The sequence below is a fragment of the Bacteroidales bacterium genome (assembly GCA_035299085.1).
Taxonomy (GTDB): Bacteria; Bacteroidota; Bacteroidia; order Bacteroidales; family UBA10428; genus UBA5072.
In genome coordinates, this window is sequence record DATGXG010000036.1 from 43,041 (window position 1) to 64,222 (window position 21,182).

14 protein-coding genes are annotated in these 21,182 nt (G+C 41.9%); 9 read left to right on the forward strand and 5 right to left on the reverse strand.

Going from position 1 to position 21,182, the window contains the following annotated elements; genetic code table 11:
• Positions 1–114 precede the first annotated feature (114 nt).
• From VK179_11320 to VK179_11345, 6 genes are all read left to right on the forward strand, one after another.
• Positions 115–1,134: a branched-chain amino acid aminotransferase gene (locus VK179_11320; protein HLO59323.1), complete on the forward strand. Its 1,020-nt coding sequence runs from the start codon at positions 115–117 to the stop codon at positions 1,132–1,134.
• Positions 1,135–1,179: 45 nt separating this feature from the next.
• A complete protein-coding gene (locus VK179_11325) occupies positions 1,180–2,055 on the forward strand; it encodes a permease-like cell division protein FtsX (protein ID HLO59324.1) in 876 nt (291 codons plus the stop codon).
• An 11-nt stretch (positions 2,056–2,066) separates the two neighbouring features.
• Positions 2,067–2,333 (forward strand): DUF3098 domain-containing protein, encoded by a 267-nt coding sequence (locus tag VK179_11330; GenBank protein ID HLO59325.1) that lies wholly within the window; start codon positions 2,067–2,069, stop codon positions 2,331–2,333.
• Positions 2,334–2,335: 2 nt separating this feature from the next.
• Positions 2,336–3,067 carry a tRNA pseudouridine(55) synthase TruB gene (gene truB, locus VK179_11335; GenBank protein HLO59326.1) on the forward strand — a complete coding sequence of 244 codons (732 nt, stop codon included), beginning with the start codon at positions 2,336–2,338 and terminating at the stop codon, positions 3,065–3,067.
• A gap of 62 nt (positions 3,068–3,129) precedes the next feature.
• Complete coding sequence (gene queA, locus VK179_11340) at positions 3,130–4,182, forward strand: tRNA preQ1(34) S-adenosylmethionine ribosyltransferase-isomerase QueA (GenBank protein HLO59327.1); 1,053 nt, start codon at positions 3,130–3,132, stop codon at positions 4,180–4,182.
• A gap of 16 nt (positions 4,183–4,198) precedes the next feature.
• The gene (locus VK179_11345) at positions 4,199–4,720 is read left to right on the forward strand and encodes a DNA-3-methyladenine glycosylase (protein HLO59328.1); all 522 of its coding nucleotides are present in this window, start codon (positions 4,199–4,201) and stop codon (positions 4,718–4,720) included.
• On the opposite strand, the gene pbpC is transcribed toward VK179_11345, so the two are convergent.
• Positions 4,692–7,040, reverse strand: a complete 2,349-nt coding sequence (gene pbpC / locus VK179_11350; GenBank protein ID HLO59329.1) for a penicillin-binding protein 1C — start codon at positions 7,038–7,040, stop codon at positions 4,692–4,694. The genes VK179_11345 and pbpC overlap by 29 nt on opposite strands.
• Entirely contained in the window at positions 7,040–7,381 is a 342-nt protein-coding gene (locus VK179_11355) for a translation initiation factor (protein HLO59330.1), read from the reverse strand. Before VK179_11355 ends, pbpC begins: the two co-directional genes overlap by 1 nt.
• Before the next feature lie 123 nt (positions 7,382–7,504).
• Between VK179_11355 and VK179_11360 the strand changes: the two genes are divergently transcribed.
• Positions 7,505–10,642, forward strand: coding sequence for a DUF2723 domain-containing protein (locus VK179_11360; GenBank protein HLO59331.1), 3,138 nt, complete (start codon positions 7,505–7,507; stop codon positions 10,640–10,642).
• Between the two features lies 1 nt (position 10,643).
• Here VK179_11360 and VK179_11365 read toward each other — a convergent pair whose 3' ends face one another.
• Complete coding sequence (locus VK179_11365) at positions 10,644–11,618, reverse strand: polyprenyl synthetase family protein (protein ID HLO59332.1); 975 nt, start codon at positions 11,616–11,618, stop codon at positions 10,644–10,646.
• Positions 11,619–11,744: 126 nt separating this feature from the next.
• Between VK179_11365 and VK179_11370 the strand changes: the two genes are divergently transcribed.
• A complete protein-coding gene (locus VK179_11370) occupies positions 11,745–13,211 on the forward strand; it encodes a thioredoxin-like domain-containing protein (GenBank protein HLO59333.1) in 1,467 nt (488 codons plus the stop codon).
• An 8-nt stretch (positions 13,212–13,219) separates the two neighbouring features.
• Entirely contained in the window at positions 13,220–14,302 is a 1,083-nt protein-coding gene (carA, locus tag VK179_11375; protein ID HLO59334.1) for a glutamine-hydrolyzing carbamoyl-phosphate synthase small subunit, read from the forward strand.
• Here carA and VK179_11380 read toward each other — a convergent pair whose 3' ends face one another.
• Entirely contained in the window at positions 14,303–19,876 is a 5,574-nt protein-coding gene (locus tag VK179_11380) for an MG2 domain-containing protein (GenBank protein ID HLO59335.1), read from the reverse strand.
• A gap of 42 nt (positions 19,877–19,918) precedes the next feature.
• A complete protein-coding gene (locus VK179_11385; protein HLO59336.1) occupies positions 19,919–21,175 on the reverse strand; it encodes a peptidase U32 family protein in 1,257 nt (418 codons plus the stop codon).
• Between the last annotated feature and the right edge of the window lie 7 nt (positions 21,176–21,182).

The window sequence follows — 21,182 nt, forward strand, 5'->3', positions numbered from 1 at the left end:
TGTTTATTTTGAAAATCAGCGTAAAAAACATTAAAAATTCTGGTTTTTCAGACAGCTCTCTTTTGTGAATCAATCTGAAATCGCTATTTTTGGCCAATCTGAACCTATCACAATATGAATAGCTTGGACTGGAAAAATCTGTCTTTCGGTTACGTAAAAACCGACTATAATGTTCGGTGTTATTATAAAGACGGCAAATGGAGTGAACCAGAGGTCACTGATTCCGAATATATAAATCTTCATATGGCGGCTACCTGTCTGCATTACGGACAGGAGGCTTTTGAGGGACTAAAGGCATTTACGGGCAAAGACGGCCGTATTCGGATTTTCAGATGTGAGGCCAATGCAAAACGCATGTGGGATACCGCAGCTGGTATACAAATGGCCCAGGTTCCGCAGGAACTTTTTAAAAAGGTCGTCACTATGGCTGTTAGTCACAATAAAAAGTATGTTCCCCCTTATGGCACGGGTGCATCCCTTTATATCCGTCCGCTGCTGATTGGCTCCGGAGCTGAAGTAGGTGTTAAGCCTGCTAAAGAATATACTTTTATTGTTTTTGTGACTCCGGTTGGACCTTATTTTAAAGAAGGGTTTAAACCAGTTGATATTATGGTTTGTCGCGGTTACGACCGTGCAGCACCGCTTGGAACAGGATGTTACAAAGTAGGCGGTAATTATGCAGCCAGCCTTGCATCGCTTGAGCTTGCCCATCACCAGGGATATTCCACCACCCTCTATCTTGATCCGAAGGAAAAAAAATATATTGATGAAGCCGGTCCTGCTAACTTTTTTGGCATCCGTAACAACACCTTTGTAACGCCGGAATCGAAATCGATTCTTCCTTCGATAACCAATATGAGCCTTCAGCAACTTTGCCTGGATATGGGATACAAGGTTGAAAAACGGCAGATTCCGATCGATGAATTATCAGATTTTGAAGAAGTAGGTGCCTGTGGCACCGCAGCCGTGATAACTCCCATCCGCAAAATAGTTGACCCTGATACAAACAGAATTTATGAATACTGCTGTGACGGTCAACCGGGTCCTATAAGCAAAAAATTATATAATAAGCTTATCGCAATACAAACCGGTGATGAACCGGATGTTCACGGATGGGTATATAATATAGATTGACAATCCGGTTAAAATTAACATACCTTTGCGCAGGCTAAGGAAATAATGGATGCTAAAAACAATACAATACGCCGTCGTCTGACGGCTTCCTATTTTACATCAGTTGTAAGTATAACCCTTGTACTTTGCATGCTGGGTATAGGAGGTATCCTAATTCTGAACGCACGGAAATTGTCAAACTATGTTAAGGAGAATATCGGCATTTCGGTATATCTGACTGATGAGGCACGAGAAGTTGATATATTCAACCTTCAGAAAACTCTTGACGCAAAGAATTATGTTAAGGAAACACGTTATATTACAAAAGAAAAAGCGGCCGGAGATTTTAAGAAACAATTAGGCGAGGACTTTGTTGATTTTTTGGGATACAATCCTTTACCATCTTCAATTGATGTAAAACTTCATGCGGCCTATGCCAATCCCGACAGCTTTAACGTAATAGAAAAAGAAATCAGGAAGTACCAGCAGGTTGCCGATGTGTCCTATCAGAAGGATCTTATCTACATCATCAATCAGAATATAAACAGGATCGGGATGGCAATTCTGGTTTTCAGTATCTTACTGTTTATCATTTCAATTACTCTTATCAACAACACGATTCGTTTAACTGTGTATGCCAGGCGGTTTATAATCCGAACTATGCAATTGGTTGGCGCCCATCCATCTCTTATAAGGCGACCTTTTATTTTACGAGGAATAACCCAGGGATTTATTGCTGCCGTTTTTTCCATTATTGTCCTGCTTGTTGTTTTGTATATTGCAGAAAAACAGCTTGGAGACCTGTTCAGTTTTCAGGATTTGAATATTCTGGGTACAGTTTTTGGCTCGATATTGATTCTTGGCATTCTGATCGCCTGGATATCCTCATTATTATCTGTGAATAAATATTTGAAGATGAAAACCGATAATCTTTATACTTAAAGAAATACATTATGCAAAAAAAGACTGAAATTAAACAACCGGATTCCGCTTTTGCCCTTCCAAAAGAAAATTACATTTACCTGGTTATCGGTTTTGCCATTATTATTATCGGCTTTCTTCTGATGATCGGTGGTAAATCAGATGATCCGAAAATTTTCAATAAAGATGAGATCTTCAGCTTCAGGCGGATCACTCTTGCTCCCCTGATTGTGCTGGTTGGTTTTATTTTTGAAATCTGGGCCATTATGAGAAGACCAAAAAATCAGAACGAAGCCTAGGAATGTCAATTTCATCCGGAGCAAATCCTGAAAATATTGGTAAAATCGGTGAGGATTTTCTAAATGGAAGAGTGCTTCTGTTTAATAAACCATTGTATTGGACTTCCTTCGATTTAGTGAATAAAATTAAAGCTATCCTCAGATACAGGTTGGATTTAAAAAAAATAAAAATCGGTCATGCCGGTACCCTTGATCCTCTTGCCACAGGATTAATGATAGTTTGCACAGGGAAAGAAACAAGGAATATTGAAAAATACCAGAATCAGTCAAAGGAATACAATGCCTGCATAACGCTCGGCGCCACTACTCCTTCGTATGATCTTGAAACCGATATCAATGCACGATTCCCTGTTGAACATATTACAAAGTCACTTGTTGAAACCACGCTGGATACATTTAAAGGAATTCAACCACAGGTGCCTCCGGATTTCTCAGCCCGGTTTGTAAACGGGAAAAGAGCTTATACACTGGCCCGAAGCGGTAAAGTACTTGAATTGGATCCGAAAGAAATTTCAATTTATGATATCACACTTATATCCTGCACAATGCCTTCAATAGAAATAACCGTAAGTTGCAGCAAAGGTACTTATATCAGGGCATTGGCCAGGGATATAGGAATCAGATTACAGTCGGGAGCCTACCTTTCGGGTCTCGTGCGGACCCGTATTGGTGAATTTTTATTGAAGGATTCAATGAATATTGAAGAATTTGAAAGAAATTTTGTTTTTTTGTAACCTTATTGCAACTGATTCGTATACCTTAGGTTTATTTAGATCATCTTCACAAAAATATATCCATGAAACTTTCACAATATAAATACAATCTGCCTGACGAACTCATAGCGAAATTTCCTGCAGATAAAAGGGATGAATCCAAGCTTATGGTCGTTAACAGGGCTACAGGAAAAATTGAGCACAAGGTTTTCAGGGATATAATCGATTATTTTGAAGAAGGTGATGTTTTTGTAGTGAATAACACCAAGGTCTTTCCCGCCCGCTTATATGGGAATAAAGAAAAAACCGGTGCTGAAATTGAAGTATTCCTGCTTCGGGAATTGAACCGGGAACAAAGACTTTGGGATGTCCTTGTTGATCCGGCCAGGAAAATCAGAATCGGTAATAAGTTATACTTTGGCGATGACGATGAAACCCTGGTAGCTGAAGTTATTGATAACACCACATCACGTGGCAGAACGCTCCGTTTTCTTTTTGACGGGGATTATGACGAGTTCAAGAAGACTCTCTTCAAACTGGGTGAAACTCCACTCCCAAAATTCATTAAAAGAGCGGTTCAGCCTGAGGACAGGGACAGGTATCAGACCATATTCGCCAAACACGAAGGTGCTGTAGCCGCTCCAACTGCTGGTCTTCATTTCAGCCGTGAATTGCTGAAAAGGTTGGAAATTAAGGGCGCTCACTTCGCCGAAATTACACTTCATGTTGGATTGGGTAATTTCCGGACTGTTGATGTGGAGGATCTGACCAAGCATAAAATGGATTCCGAAAGAATCATTATAAGTGAAGACGCTGCCAATATTGTGAATGAAGCCAAGGACGCACGCAAGCAGGTTTGTGCAGTTGGCACCACTGTATTGAGAACTCTTGAAAGTTCAGTTTCAACAGCCGGACATCTTAAACCTTATGACGGGTGGACGAATAAATTCATATTTCCTCCTTATGAATTCAGCGTTCCGTCGCGAATGATATCCAATTTTCACCTTCCCTTGTCTACCCTGCTTATGATGGTTTCAGCCTTTGCCGGGTATGAGCTTCTGTTTGAATCCTATAAAATTGCCATAAAGGAAAAATACCATTTCGGCACCTATGGTGATGCCATGCTGATCCTCTAATGTAAATTTTACTCTAATGAGGCTGGGCAGAAGCTTTTATGAACAAGATGTGCTCATAGTTGCTCCTGACCTTATAGGAAAAGTGCTCGTCCTCCGACACGAGGGAATTACAGCTTTTTATACAATAACTGAAGTCGAGGCCTACAGGGGAACCGAAGATCAGGCCTCACATGCACGATTCGGCAGAACTGCCCGTAATTCGGTTATGTTCCGAAACGGAGGTCTGATTTATATGTATTTGATTTATGGAATGTACTGGATGATCAATATTGTTACAGCGCCAGAAGGAGTACCCCAGGCCGTACTCATCAGGGGACTTTCAGGCATAAGCGGTCCGGGAAAAGTAACAAAAACTCTGGGCCTTGATAAATCGTTTTATGGTGAGGACCTGGTTACATCGGATAGGATTTGGATTGAAGATTCGGGTCAAAAACCTCAATATATCTGCAAACCGCGTTTCGGTATAAACTATGCCGGCGAACCATGGATTAGCAATCCATGGCGATACATTATGGTTCAACCACCTCAAATTTCCTGACAAGTTCCTGTCCCTTGCTGTCAACAAGGACAAGCCTGTGTTTTCCAGGCGCCGGGAGCAATTCAACCTGGTGAATATATTTTGTTTCCCTGATAAACTGGTCATCCAGGTGCCAGTAAATTACTGCATCAGGATCGGTATGAACCGCTTCAAACACTACCCTTCCTTTCTCACCTTTCAAGCCACGGGGTATGAAAATTTTTACTGTTTCTCTTGGATATATGAGGTCCATCGTACGCTGACCTGCCATTTCACAACCTGGTTTAAAAGAAGGCAATCGTTTATAGTCGGCATGGTGCTTTTTGAAATACCATTCCTCAACCGGTGGCAGAACAAACCATCCTGTGTGTTTCATACTGTCGACCGGATAACAATTGCTGCTGACCTGGAACTGAAAATCGTTGGTTAAATGAACAAGCCTGTGGTAAGGACATACGGCAGACCGGATTCCGGTAACCGGAATTTTCACCGTATCGGGATCAGGGCAGTTTGGTCCGGCAAGGTATCCGCTCTGCCTGCACACAATCCCCGGAACCATTTCATCAAGCGGAGCCTTGAACCATGGCGCATCCTGAAGCAGTCCGAAGATATCAAACATCACAGGTGCGGCTGCTGCAATGCCGGTTAACCCGGGCCGGCCTTCACCGTCTGCATTGCCCATCCAAACACCCACTACGTATTTTGTAGATGTACCAATTGCCCAGCCATCGCGGTAACCAAAACTTGTACCGGTCTTCCATGCTATTTTTTTTGATGAATTAAAGTATTGCCACCCTGTTTCCGCTTCAGGCCGGTTTACTTCAATCATAGCCTGGTAAGCACACCATATTGAAGAAGAATTAAATATTTCAGGTTCTGCCAGTGCATCCTGTTTTGTATAAACTTCGTTTTTAATGTAACTGGCCGGGTGAAAATCGCCTGCATAATATTTTCCGGTTTCACCGTAATGGTTAAGAACCCTGCTTAAAGAGGCGTATATATTTGCCATTTCCTCAAGAGTTCCTTCTGCTCCGCCCAGGATTAGTGATAATCCATAATAGTCAGCCGGCTTCTTAATGGTTCTCATCCCAAGCTTTCTTAACAAATGATGAAAACGCTCCACTCCGAAAGTTTTCAGCATTTCAACAGCAGGTACATTGAGTGACCTGGAAAGTGCCCTTGAAGCGGTTACCGCTCCTTCAAACTGGCCGTCGAAATTCTGCGGCGAAAAACCTCCAAGGTTAATGGGGATATCCGAAACAAGGCTCTGTGGAAGCAGTTTTCCGTCGTCAATCATAGCGGCAAACAAAAGGGGCTTGAGAAGACTTCCTGTACTTCGTGCAGACGTGATTATGTCCACATCATTGGAATGTCCTTTTTCAAATGGATAATCGCAATTTCCCACATATGCCAGTATTTCACCGGTTTCAACTTCAATGACGATTGCTGCTGCATTATGGATTTCATTGTATTGTAATTGCCGGTGATGAATCTGCACTATATCGGTTACCTGCTGCTGGAGCTTTTCACTGATAGTCGTATTTGCCAAACTTCCGGGGGTAAGAGAATAAACACGGTTTAACAAATGTGGCGCTGATGAAGGCATTGCAAGGGGTTTCTCAGGAATATCTTCAGCAAGTGAAGATTGTAACGTTCCGCTATCGATCCACTTAAGTTTATAAAGCCGGTTTAATAGCCTGTCTCTTTTACTTTTTAAAACCAGCCTGTTTTTCCCGGGATTTACAAGCGAGGGAGAATTCGGTAATACAGCAAGTGTGGCAGCCTGTGCCCAGGTAAGGTCAGCGCCAGAAGTTCCGAAGTATCTCCATGCTGCCGCCTCCATTCCAACTACATTACCTCCGTAAGGCGCATAAGAGGTATACAACTGCAGTATTCCCGATTTGGATCTTCCCAATTCAAGTCGGGTTGCCATTATCATTTCAATTAATTTCTCTTTGACGGTCCTTGCTTTTCCGTTCCTGTATATCCGGATAACCTGCATTGTAAGAGTACTTCCTCCTCTTACAACGTGTCGTGCCCTGATATTCGCAATCAGGGCATGAAACAATGAAACAGGATTAATACCGGGATGATAATAAAAATAACGGTCCTCAAATGCCAATGTGGCTTTTTGTATTTTTTCCGGAACAGAATCGGCTGCGGGAAATCTCCATTGTCCGTCTTTGGCAACCCTGGCTCCCAGAAGTATACCATTCCGGTCATAAATCACAGTCGACAGCGGATCACTGAAACGGCAACGAGGCACTGTGATTAAATAAATGATAACTACTATCAAAGAGAGTATGAATCCCTTTTTATAGGACCAGTTTCTGAAAATCATTATCCGCCCGCCTTTTTGCATTTAAATCCTTTATCTGTAAGAAAGGTCAGGACTTTATTTCTGAAATCACCCTGGATAATGATTTCACCGTCTTTTACGGAACCTCCGGTCCCGCAATATCTTTTTAATTTTCCTGCTAATTCATCGAGATCATCTTCCTTTCCTGCGAATCCCTTTACCAGCGTGACCGTTTTACCGTTTCTTCCCTTTGATTCGAGCCATACATAAAGCATTTGCTGTGAAGGAGGAAGTGTTTCCTTTTCCTCTTTATGTGAATCATCCGGATACTTGAAGTTCGGGTCAGTCGAATACACGATACCATCCCGTTTTTTGGCAACCATTGTTTAAATAATTAATTTTTGTGTACTTTGCTCGTTCAAATTCAGTAATCTGTAAATTTGATGCTTTTGAAAAGTTTGCATTACGAATTTATGCAAAAGAGTCATATTTAATAAACCATAATTATGTCTAAATACAGGCGTGTTAACAATCTTCTCGGCTGGGTCGTTTTTCTGATTTCAGCGGTTGTTTATTTATTAACTATCGAGCCTACTGTCAGTCTGTGGGATTGCGGAGAATTCATCTCAACAGCCTATAAGCTCCAAATAGGGCATCCTCCAGGAGCCCCTTTGTTTATGATTGTTGCGCGTTTCTTTTCACTTTTTGCCAGTGATACTTCAAAGGTTGCCATGATGGTAAACGCATTTTCCGGTCTGGCAAGTGCTTTCACTATCATGTTCCTGTTCTGGACCATTACACATCTGGCTCTTAAACTGGTAAATTACCGGAATGCCTCGGAAGGAAATCCTGATCAGTTTTCATTGAAGGATCAGATCATTATCTTCGGGAGCGGCCTTGTAGGTTCGCTTGCCTACACCTTTTCCGACACCTTCTGGTTTTCAGCGGTTGAAGGGGAAGTATACGCCAGTTCTTCATTATTCACGGCACTTGTTTTCTGGGCTGTTCTTAAATGGGAGAATGAGGCAAATCAAAAATATGCGAACAGGTGGCTTATTTTAATAGCCTACCTTATGGGTCTTTCCATAGGTGTTCACCTTTTGAACCTTCTTGCAATTCCTGCCATAGTGATGGTTTATTATTTCAAAAAATATGATGTCACGGCATCCGGGGTAATCAAGGCATTGCTCATTTCGGTTGTTATTCTTGGCATAATGATGTATGGTTTGATTCCGGGACTTGTCTGGCTGGCCTCAAGGTTTGAACTGATTTTTGTGAACGGGTTCGGTATGCCTTACAATTCAGGCGTTCTTATTTATTTCATACTTCTCTTGGGCGGCATTTCGTATGGAATTTGGAAAAGTCACCTTAACAACCGTGCTCTTTTAAATTCAGCCTTGCTGATGCTGATGATGGTTATAATCGGTTATTCTTCTTTTGCTACTATTGTAATCCGGTCAATGGCTAACCCTCCGATGGATGAAAACAATCCGGACAATATTTTTTCGCTGCAGTACTACCTGAACCGCGAACAGTATGGTGACAGGCCATTGATTTACGGGCAATATTTTAATGCACAGCCCGAGGGGATCAAAGAAGGAAAACCTACCTATACACCCCTGGATGGAAAATATAAAATCACCAACCGTAAACTATCGTACCAGTACGATAAACGATTTACCGGCCTTTTCCCCAGAATGTGGAGCTCCGATAATGAACATGTCGATGTGTATATTGAATGGGCAGGGTTGAAGGAAAGTCACCTGTATGAACCCCGTCGTGATGCAGACGGAAATACGATCCGTGACAATAGCGGAAAAATTGTGTATGACCGGAATAATCCAAAAGATCCTCCGGGATTTGCCGCGAATATGAAATTCTTCTTCACTTATCAGCTTGGGCAAATGTATTTCAGGTATTTCATGTGGAATTTTGTCGGAAGACAAAATGATACCCAGGGTTTCGGAGATCCTCTGAATGGTAACTGGATAAGCGGGGTAAAACCGGTTGATGATGTGCTCATAGGAAAACAGGACAAACTTCCCGGTGATTTCAAAAATGCACCCTCACGTAATACCTATTACTTTTTACCCTTGCTTCTCGGACTTTTCGGGCTTATATTTCAGTTACAGCGTGATTCAAGGAATTTCTGGGTTGTTATGCTTCTTTTTATACTGACTGGTATCGCCATTGTGATCTACCTCAATCAGACACCCTCTCAGCCCCGTGAACGGGATTATGCTTACGCAGGGTCCTTTTATGCTTTTGCCATATGGATCGGACTCGGAGTATTGGCCTTGTATGAATCGTTGTCGGTAAAACTCCGTAAAAGCGGGATGGCGATATTGATCTCGATATTGTGTCTTGGTTTGGTGCCTGGTATTATGGCCAACCAGAACTGGGACGATCATGACCGTTCAGGTCGTTACACCACACGGGACATTGCAGCTGACTATCTCAACTCCTGTGCGCCGAATGCCATTCTGTTCACTAACGGAGATAACGACACCTTCCCGTTGTGGTATGCCCAGGAGGTTGAAGGGATCCGCACTGACGTGAGAGTTGTAAATCTGATGCTGCTGAATATGGACTGGCATATTGATCAGATACGCAGGAAAGCCTATGAATCAGAGCCTCTGCCTGTATCATTAAAGCCGGATCAGTATATAAACGGAACCCGTGACGTTGTTTTTGTACAGGACAGGCTAAACAAGCCGGCAGAACTTAAGGATATCATGTCATTTGTCGGCAGCGACCTTCCTGCAGCCAAAGTCGAAACGTCAAGCGGGAATAAATTCAATTTCATCCCCACTAAGAAATTTATTCTCCCGGTTGATACTTCTGTCGTTCTCAAAAATGGTACAGTTGCCCCTGAAGATCGCAGTCTTATAGTACCTTCAGTTGAATGGACCTACAGCAGGGGTACCATGGGAAAGAGTTCACTGATCGTAATGGATATTCTTGCGAATAATAACTGGGAAAGACCGATTTATTTTGCCTCTTTGGGTCATGAAGGAACTTTGGGACTTGAAAATTATATGCAACTTGAAGGATTTGCCTATCGCCTTGTTCCCATTTACACTCCGGCAATTAACCGGTACGAAGCAGGAAGGGTTGAAAGCAATATTCTGTATAAAAACCTGATGGAAAAATTCAGCTACGGCCGAATGAATGAGCCGGATGTATACCTTGATGATTTCCATGTGAGAACCATATCGGTTATCCGGTTAAGGACCCGTTTTCTTCAGCTAGCCAATGCCCTTATAAACAAGCGCGATACGGCAAGAGCAGTGCAGGTCCTTGACCGTTGCATGGAACTGACTCCTCATATCAAAGTGCCTTTTGATTACAATATTATACAGGTTGCCAGTGCCTACTATAAGTGCGGACAAAATGAAAAGGCCAATCAGCTGGTTGAAAAACTGGCTGCATTAAGTATTGAAAAGCTTGATTATTACCTGGACCAGGAACTGAAATTCATTGCTGCCGCCAATGATGAGGTGCTCTATAATTTCCAGATACTTCAGAACCTGATAAACGTAACAAAAACATATAAACTGGATGCCCTGGCTAAGAAGTACGAGGCCTCGGCTGATTCGCTTTACAATATATACACTTCAAAAACATCACAAGCTTCAAAGTAGCTTATTTTTTGCGGTTGAGCAGGTACGAAGAAAACAACCTGAGTTCTTTTATTCTTACCTGTTCAACCGATAATTTTTCAAGCTGTTCATTAGCTGAATCATACAGGTCGTTGATTCTCTTTATAACTATAGTCTCCAGGTCAAGAGAACTATAAACTGATTTCACCGCCCTTATTTTTTCGTCGGGTATGAAATTTTCCTTTTTCAGCCACCCGAGAAGGTATTCTCTTGTGTTTCCGGTTACTCGTTCAAGCGCTTCTGTAAGAAGGATTGTTTTTTTATTGGATACAATATCATGCCCGGTAGATTTTCCAAATATTTCCGTACTTGAAAAGACATCCAGCAGGTCATCCTGTAACTGGAAGGCAATTCCGATCTTCCGGCCGAATTCATAAAGTAAATCAGCGTCAGCAGCTGATGCACCACCGGTCAAAGCACCTATCTTGAACGAAGCAGCTAATAAAACCGCCGTTTTGAACTCAACCATTTCAAGGTATTCTTCGATGCTTATTTTTTCGTGACTTTCATAATCCATATCAAACTGCTGGCCTTCACAAACCTGCAAGGCCGTTTTATTGAAAACAGGCAGAATCTTTTCAAGATCTGAATTTCGGGCCTTTGAAAGCAGTTCATAGGCTTTAATAACCATGGCATCTCCTGAAAGCAGGGCAATATTGGGGCTCCATTTCATATAAACAGTGGGCTGATTACGCCGGACTTCCGATTTGTCCATTATATCATCATGAACCAGGGTGAAATTATGAAATACTTCAATTGCCATTGCAGGATAAACGGCATGTTCAATGCTGTCTGAAAATACGTTGCAGCCCATCAGTACAATAGAAGGCCTGATCCGTTTTGCTCCCAGGCATAACATGTACCGGACAGGATCATACAAATTTGACGGTAACTCCGGTAATTCTATTTCGTTTAAATGCCTGTTGATGATTTTCTGACAATCAGCTAAACTCAGCATGGATAATTTTAAGTTTTGTTTTCAAATATAGACAAATCTGCAACCGTGAGCCATTTTTATATTCACCAATTAATAACTAATTTTGCCCGCTGTAAAAGGCTGACAAGTAACTAATACTTTTATTCCATGAATCGGTTACGTACCTTCTTCTCTCTTTTTTGCCTTATTCTGATTTCATTTGAGATTCAAGCTCAGGGCTATGAAATAAAGGTTAAAATAAGCAATCTGCCTTCAAAACAGGTAATCCTTGGACATTACCTTAGCAAAACGATGTATCCTGATGATACGGTTAAACTGGATCAGAAAGGTTACGGAGTTCTCACCGGTAAAAAGAAACTTCCTGAAGGAATGTATCTTGTCTATCTCCCGGGTGGAAGTTACTTTGACCTGGTTGTCGGAAACGATCAGCAATTTTCGTTGGAATCCGATACAGCTGACTTTCTTCATACCTTGTCCTTTAAAGGAAGCGATGAAAACCAGATATTCCTCGATTTTCAGCATTATTTCGCTTCTCTCAGAAATAAGGCCGACAGTCTTACAATACGCATCAAAGCAGAGACCGATAATGTAATTAAAGATGAGCTCTCCTCTTCTCTGAAAAAGATTAACGATCTTCGTATAACCAAAATACAGCAAATTCAGAAGGAACATCCTGATTTGTTTATATCTGCCTTTTTAAGAGCCACACTTGACGTGAATGTTCCTGATCCCCCAAAAGATAAAAACGGTGTTGTTATTGATTCGAACTGGCAATACTATTATTACAGGGCACACTATTTCGATAATTTTGATTTTACCGATCCTCGTCTCCTGCGGACTCCATTTTACGAGGATAAGATCATGACGTATCTGAATAAGGTTCTTCCCCAGATTCCTGATACCCTGATTCCTGCTGTAGATTACTTTATTGACAAATCACGGTCCGATTCAGGTTTATTCCGTTTCATGCTGATAACTCTTTTTAATAACTACGGCAAAAGCAATATCATGGGTATGGATGCTGTACAGGTGCATATCGCAGATAAATATTATATAAAAGATTCGTGGTGGAGTGATGCCAAATTTATAGCAGATCTTAAAGAACGGACTGAAAAAGCAAAACCTCTGCTTATCGGGGCTGTTGCACCGGATGCAGAGCTTATGTCAGTTCCTCCCGACCATTTTAAAAGTGCAATTGCTGATACCGCTTTGCGCCGTTATCCTCATGTGGGTTCTAAAATCAACCTGCGGCAGGTGCAGGCCAAATATCTCGTTTTGATTTTCTGGGAAGCTGATTGCGGCCATTGCAAAGTTGCGGTTCCTGAATTGTATAAGATCTATGAAAATTCGTTGAAAAATATGGATGTAAAGGTCCTGGCCATCAGCACCTTGTTTGGTGAAGAGGGTAAGATGAAATGGGTTGATTTTGTAAACCAGCACCAGCTTTACGACTGGATTAATGCATGGAATCCATACTCGTATGATTTTAAAATGAAATATGATGTGCTGACAACTCCCCAGATTTACATTCTTGATGAAAATAAGAAGATTCTTGCCAAAAGAATCAGCCCCGATCAGGTTGAAGAGATCATTAAGTCACTAATTAAAAGCTAACAATATCAATGGATAAAAAAGTAAGCATTAAACTGATACTTGAAGATGGTAAGGAATTTTCAGGACATTCCTTTGGTTTTAATAAATCGGTTTCGGGTGAGGTTGTTTTTAACACGGCTATGACCGGTTATCCGGAAAGCCTGACAGATCCCTCATATAAAGGTCAGATTCTTACGCTTACATATCCTATCATCGGAAATTATGGAGTTCCGGGTAAAACAACTGAAGATTCAATGTACAAATTCTTCGAGTCCTATGCCTTGCATATTTCAGGATTAGTGATATCGGATTACACAGATGAATACAGTCATTGGAATGCCAATAAAAGCCTGGGCGACTGGTTAAGGGAATATGAAATTCCCGGTATATACGGAATTGATACCCGCGAACTGACAAAGGTTCTGAGGGAAGAAGGAACCATGCTGGGTAAAATTGTTGTCGATGACAATGATATTCCCCTTTATGATCCTAACCTGGTTAACCTGGTTGAACAGGTGAGTATCACTGAAAAAAAAGTCTTTGGTTCTGGAAAGTACAGGATTCTTCTTATTGACTGCGGCGTAAAGTATAATATTATCCGTAATCTTCTTCAACGTGATACTACAGTTATCCTGGTGCCTTGGAACCATGATATAGAATCGGAAGAATATGATGGTCTGTTCATTTCAAATGGTCCGGGTGATCCGAAACAATGTGGAATAACCATTTCAAACCTGGCCAAAGCGCTTAAAAAAAATGTGCCCATTTATGGCATCTGTCTTGGCAACCAGCTTCTGGCACTTGCTGCGGGTGCCAATACATACAAACTTAAATACGGTCACAGAAGCCATAATCAGCCGGTTTTGTTAACCGACTCAAATAAAGCTTATATAACATCTCAGAATCATGGCTTTGCCATTGACAATTCAACATTGCCGGATGAATGGGAACCCCTTTTCCTTAATCTGAACGATCAGACCAATGAAGGGATGAGGCATAAAACAAAGCCCTTTTTCTCAACTCAGTTCCATCCGGAAGCATCAAGCGGTCCGAAGGATACTGAGTTTTTGTTTGATCAGTTTATTGAGCTGGTAGCCCGGTTTAAACAGTAATCAATTTCCCGGTTCAGTCACTTCAACCCACTCCCCTTTTGTAAGGGCAGATACACTGTTGTCGTACATAGCCTCACAATATGCACCTGACAGGTAATACTTACCCAGGTAGGATGCATTGAGTTGTACGATGAAAACCCTTGACTGGCCTTTTGCTAAATCAAAATAGGTATAGATACGGTCATCACGGATATCCTGGTAAGTCGGGTTTTCGTTTGTATTAGCCAGTTCATTATTCCATAGCCGGTTATTGCTTATTTCCCAGCCCGGAGGGAAAATCTGGGTTAAGGCAAGATTTCGGTAATCATAAGCAGTTGGGTTATAAATAGTAACCTTTGCCATAAAATCAGTTCCCTGTGATATTTTCGATACATCGATGGCATCACCGTCACGGGTAAAATACTGAACGCCCAGTTTCAGGTTACTTTCAAAAGCAGTTTCGTTTCCTGCTTCAGGAATACCCTCCATGATAACCCTTACAAAAATTGTCCCTTTTCCATGGTTGGTAAATGAAACTGATCCGTTTTGCTGCGATTGACTGATTTTATAAGCAACTGTGGAAACCGGCTTGTCACTTTGAACATTCAATTGTTTTCCTCCCGAAGAATAAGAAAAGGACACTCCCGTTGAAGTACTGCCAACAGTAGCAAATCTTGAAGCCGCCATAAGGCAATAGGCTGTACTTTGTGTGCTCATCCATTCCGAAGAGGACAGGGCTTCCGAAATTTTCTTCATGAGTCCCGCAGCCTTTGTATGGTCTTTCAGAATAACCATCGTTTCAAGAAACATCGCCCAGTCGCGTTCACGTGAACCATAACTTGAATAAAAGCCTCTATATGGTTCTATATCTGTAGTCTCTCTTGAAATTAATTCAGACGCGATGGCAGTTTGACCGCTGAGCGCATAGGCTGCAGCCAAACGGAATTTTGCCTGAAGACTTATTGTTTTAATTTCCTTCAGCCTGTTCATTGCGCTCATATCCGCCTCACCTGCCAATGCAAGAGTATAAAGCCTGTAAGCCTGTTCCAGGTCACTTTGATAATAATTATTTCCCGGAAGATCTCCTTTCCACTGTCTTGCCAGTTGTTTTTGCGACTTAAGCCAGGCCGTTTTCATTCCAGCCGGTAAAGAATAGCCTTTCTTTTCAGCCTCAAGCAGGAAATTTCCGGCATATGAACTTGCCCATGCACTAAAATCCGTGCTTCCCGGCCAGTAAGAGAATCCTCCGCCGGACTGCTGAAATGCAAGTAATCTTTTTATACCTGCTTTTATATTACCATCTATAGCAGACTTAGTAGCCTCGTCCAGAGTCATTAAATCAGAAAGGTATAATTGCGGAAAAACAGAAGATGTCGTCTGTTCCACACATCCATGAGGATACTGGATCAGGTATTTAAGCCTGCGGTTAAGATCCATGGGGGGTATGGATGATACCTCCAGAGTGACTTTGTTTGTGCCCGGCATACCCGGTAAGGTGTAAGCGACGGGAGCAGTTGCCGCCGGGGCTACAGTTCCTGCGGCAAAAGTTGTTACTGAAGGATTCGCATTACGAACATCTAATTCTAAATCATAACCTGATGTATTTTTGCCACTTGTTGCATTTATCTGAACTTTTCCTATACCTGTGGCTTTAGCTATTTGCAGTGTAAATACAACGATTTTTTCTCCGGGTTTGTCAAAATGCACTGTTTGCGTTTTGTCGTCTATCGGAATTATAAGATTATTAACTTTCAGGTTTACCGAAACATCCTTTATATTCTTATCCATTGCAAACACAGTTACCGGCAGTTTCACTGTTTCACCCGGTCCCAGCACCCTTGGCAGAGTTCCTAAAACCATCAGAGGCTTTTTAACGGGTACCGTTTTTTCAGCGAAACCATAGGCTCCTTCCTGTCCGGCTACAACCATTACCCGCACCGATCCGATATAATTGGGAAGCGCCACCTTATGATTATTCGTTTTTCCGGCTTTTAGTTCGAATGGCCCCATGAATCTGACAACAGGTTTGAACCGGTTTGCTTTTTCTCCTGCCTGGGGATTGGCTTTATCTTCATCTCCCCCGATTCCGAGAACGCTTTCGAGTTTTCCCCCGTAAGCACCGATAACCATATCATATAAATCCCATGTTTTAACACCCAGTGCTTCCCGCGCATAAAACTCATTCCATGGATCAGGTGTTTTAAACCGGGTCAGGTCAAGCAATCCGTCCTCGACAATTGCGAGTGTATAAGTCATTGGATGATTTCTCTTTTCTCCCACCTGTATGTTGTAAGCGTTTAAGGGTTCCATGGTTTCCGGCATTTTAATTACCGGTTCCAGTTTGGTTTCGTCATCTTCAACAAATAGGGGTAATACACCGTAAAGCCTCATTGGCATATCATTTTGTGAACTTGCGTGGGGCTGAACCAGGCTGACATGAATATACACATTAGGTGTCATGTCTTTGGTAACTGTGAATTTATGCCGGATTTCCTTTGAATCCACAGGAAGCCATTGGTACGAAAGTATCCTTGAACCCGATTCAATGCAGATGAGTGCATTGCCGCTGCCTCCGGCGGGTATGATCACTTCCGCAGTTTCGCCTACTTTGTATTTTTGCTTATCCGTATTAAATGTAAGCATGCTTGCGGCTTCGGCGTTTTCTCTCAAAGGACGTCCTGCCCAGCCGGGCCAATCGAGATATATAATTTTTCCTGCTGAGTGTCCGCTTTCCGGATCCACCACGCGAACATAGAACCGACCCCACTCAGGATGATTCACCCTGAAAGAAAATCTTCCTTTGCCATTTACAACAGAAAAATTCCTTGAAACAATCGGACTGTTATAGGTATTCCCAATAAAATCGGCCAGATCGTTATCCGACGACTCCCACCAGTTCCGCCAATCCAGTTTATATACGTAAGCTTCAAGATTAGTTCGTGAGACCGGCTGTCCGTTATCATTTATCAGCACCACGTCAACCCAGTGTGTCGTGTCGGTGAGCAACATACCTCTTTTGTCTCCCTGCGGCGTTTTAATACCTATATAAGCTTCATAGGGTGAATAGGGCATTGTAAAGTGATCAATACTGAAATCACCGCTTTTCTCAAAAACACGTGTAGTGAAATTAGCATTCAGTAAACCGGGTGCTTCACCTTCAACAGAAAAATGTCCCGGTATGGTTGCTTTTCCCTCGGCATCAATTGAGCCATCAAAGACAGTTTGCTCCTCTGACGAGAAGTTCCGTGACGGATCGGTAAACTGGTAGGCATCATATTTTGCAAAAGTTGTGCTGGCATTTGTCAATGTAACGGAAACGGTGGTTTTCAAATTCTGTGCTACTGCACCATGTAACCATAAAACACTAAGAGTACCTTTAACATCAGGCTTTGAGAAGGATAGTTTATCCGTATCAAACTGCAGGTTAATTTTTAACCGGTTTGGTTTAATGGTTTCAATTTTCAGGTTCTTATTGAACTCCGTACCGCCAATCTTCACTGTCAGATTATAATTCCCTGTCAATGCATCTGCTGTTGTGGGTACCTGCCATGTATAAAAGCCGTTTACACCGGTAGTTCGTGTGGCCCGTGCATACAGCTGTCCTTTAGGATTGCTGATTTCAAAAATTACAGGATGGTTCGGAGGCAACGTTTTCTGCTTGTCTTCCAGGATGCATGTAAGAAATAACGTATCACCCGGACGCCATACTCCCCGTTCACCAAAAAGAAAAGCTTTAAGACCTTTAGGAATAGTTTTCCCGGACACATCAAAAGCTCCGAGTGAAAGAGAAGAACCATCATCTACACGAAGGTATCCACGCTGATTGTCTTTTTTGGCGATAACCAGGTAGGGTTTTTCCTTAAACGGAATTATAACAAAGCCATCCTTATCTGTTGTTCCGGTGCCAATAACCTGTTGCTGGTAATCAAGCACGGTTATGTTTACATCGCTGATAGGAGATGAAGAAACCAGGTTTGTAACCGCACAGAATAGATTATGGTCAGTGCCAGTTTTAACAATAATTCCCAGGTCAGACGCCAGGATATTTCTTGCTACGGTTTTGCCAAAAGAATAGTATGACTGCTTACAGGGATCATTTCTTTCCTCATAGTCATAATCCTCATAATCATAATATTCATCATAGTTTTCCTCATATGAATCCCAGTATGAAAGTTCTGCTTCAGGCCCGTAATCTTCCTCTTCTTCATTTGTGGCAGTTTGATCTTCCTGCTCAGCTCCCTCGCAAGGATACAGGGAATAAGCTTTTTTGAAAGATATTTCAACGCGATAGATGGCGCCCTGATCCGGCTCTACCAATTTTGCAAGATCGATAAAAAACCGGTTCCATTTTCCCAGGTTGACCGGGGTGTTGCTTAGGACAACCTTCTCTTTATGGACTAACCTACCGGCACGTTTAAGTTCATATTGACCATCAAGCTTATTTACCTGCAGGAACTGGCCTATATTATTTTCAAAAATCTTGATGATTTTAACATCAACAGCAGACAGGTTAACGGCTTCAAACGGGAATATCATTCCCTTTGATGAAGGCAGAATGACTCCTTTTCCGGTAATTCTGATGGCTGGTTTAGCAACTTCAAACGTCAGGTCGCCGGTAAAAGACTCCTTCAGGGGATATCCCAGGATATTTACAAGGCCTTCACTGATAGTGATTTTTGTGTCTCCGCTGACACGGGAAACCGGGTAGGCTCTCAGAATATTGCCGGTAACCGAATATTCAAGAGATGTTCCGTTTTCAAGAAAAACAAGACCCTGGAAATTCTGATTTTTCTTAATCGGATCGCTGAACATGATCTCAATATATTGCTCAGGCTGCTGGATTACTTTAACATCCATTACTTTATAATCGCCCAGGGCGGGTATTTCAATCTCAAGCTGTCCTTTAAGATCTTTAAAATCACCTGATGCATCCCAGCTGATGATTACCGATCCCTTATTTTCCGTCCTCCTGACACTGTCAACTGAAAAAATGAAAGATCTGCGATCATCGGATTGTTCCCACTTTAAATTGAGTTTTTGTTTATCCTGCTTTACAGTAAAATATTTTATAATATTCTCTTTATCTATAACATCAGCGGTATTAACTATACCTTTAATCCGGTTCCAGACCAGGTCGTTTTCGTTCATTGTCTGATACCCTTCTTCGGAAACTGTCCAATCTTGCTTAACTACCGTAAATGAAAATGTGAATGTTTTAAGTTTTCTTTCAACCTTCACAAGGCTTCCAAGATCAAACCGGGCTTCATATTTTGTTCCGGATATCAGCTTTTCTGAAGGCCTGAATTCGAGAGTTCTTTTATCCACCCAGACAACCTGGCCCTTTATACCAGGGCTAAATTTAAATAAATCATTGTCTGCCGGAGAGTTTGCCTCGCCTGCATGAACATTGTCTTCGGCCAGTACGACGCGAACAACTGATTCACATGAAATTGTGCCTGAAGTAAAAGCACTGATTTTTTCAGTGAAAGCAGGATTAAATCCTTTTTCCGCTTTTTTACATTGTGACAGGGACAAAACAATAATGCTCAGCAAAATAATTTTGCTGAAATTGAAAAGAGCATTCAGCATTTTCATAAGACAGGTTTATGGTTTGAAAAATCTCGAATTAACAAGCAATTAATGGTTTACAGCCACCATCCTGTACAATTTGTCGGCTCGCCTTGCTTTGCGCTTAACCTGTAAAGAAAATTTCTCTCCTGCCTTAGCTTCACTGATCGTTCCGTTATCCCCCCTGATTTCCCCTACATCCTGTTCTATAACACCTGTAGTTGGTCCTGTAATAAATATACTGTCCCCTGTTTTTATTGTACCTGATTCACAAAGAAATTCGGCCACCCCGATTTTCGGGAAATAATTCACGCACTTGGCAGTGTACACTTTTTTTGATGTAGCCCTTGAGCCATAAACATGGCTCCAGGAACCCAATCGTTGCCCCAGGTAATAACCATCCCAGAAGCCACGGTTAAAGACTCCTGAAAGTCGTTCCTGCCATACAGCTATTTTTTCTTCTGAATAGGTATTGTCAATTATACTGTTTATAGCCTGATTATAACATTCCGTAACTATTTTTACATATTCTGGAGAGCGCGCACGACCTTCGATTTTAAGTACTTTCACTCCTGCATCAAGTATTTTGTTAATGAAATGGATTGTGCAGAGGTCTTTGGGGGACATGATATACTCATTGTCGATTTCCATTTCAAAGCCGGTTTCCATATCACTAACCCTGTAACTTCTTCTGCAATCCTGCAGGCACTCACCACGGTTGGCAGAATGATTATGATTGTGAAGGCTCAGGTAACATTTGCCAGAAATCGCCATACATAAAGCACCGTGTGCAAACATTTCCAGCCGTATAGGGTTACCTGAGGGACCGGTAATATTATCAATCTGAATCTGTTCTGAAATGGCTTTTACCTGTTCAAGGTTAAGTTCTCTTGCCAGTACGGCAACATCAGCAAAATGTGAATAAAACTGAAGTGATTCGATATTGCTGATGTTAACCTGGGTGGAAAGGTGAACTTCCATTCCTTTTTTAAATGCATAGTTAATGGCAGCCTGGTCCGCGGCAATGATCGCGCTTACCCCGTTATCATATGCCTGGTCCACCATTATTTTCATTTCCTCAAGATCGCGGTCATAAAAAACGATATTCAGTGTCAGGTATGCCTTCTTTCCGAATGCATGGCATATGCGCATAATCTTTTTAAGGTCATCTGCAGTAAAATTGATTGAGGATCTTGCCCTCATATTCAGCTTACCCAGACCGAAATACACTGAATCTGCACCTGATTCAATAGCGGCCGTAAGCGATTCAAATGAACCAACCGGGACCATCAGGTCAATCTCTTTTCTTGTTAAATTACCTGTCAACTTTAAA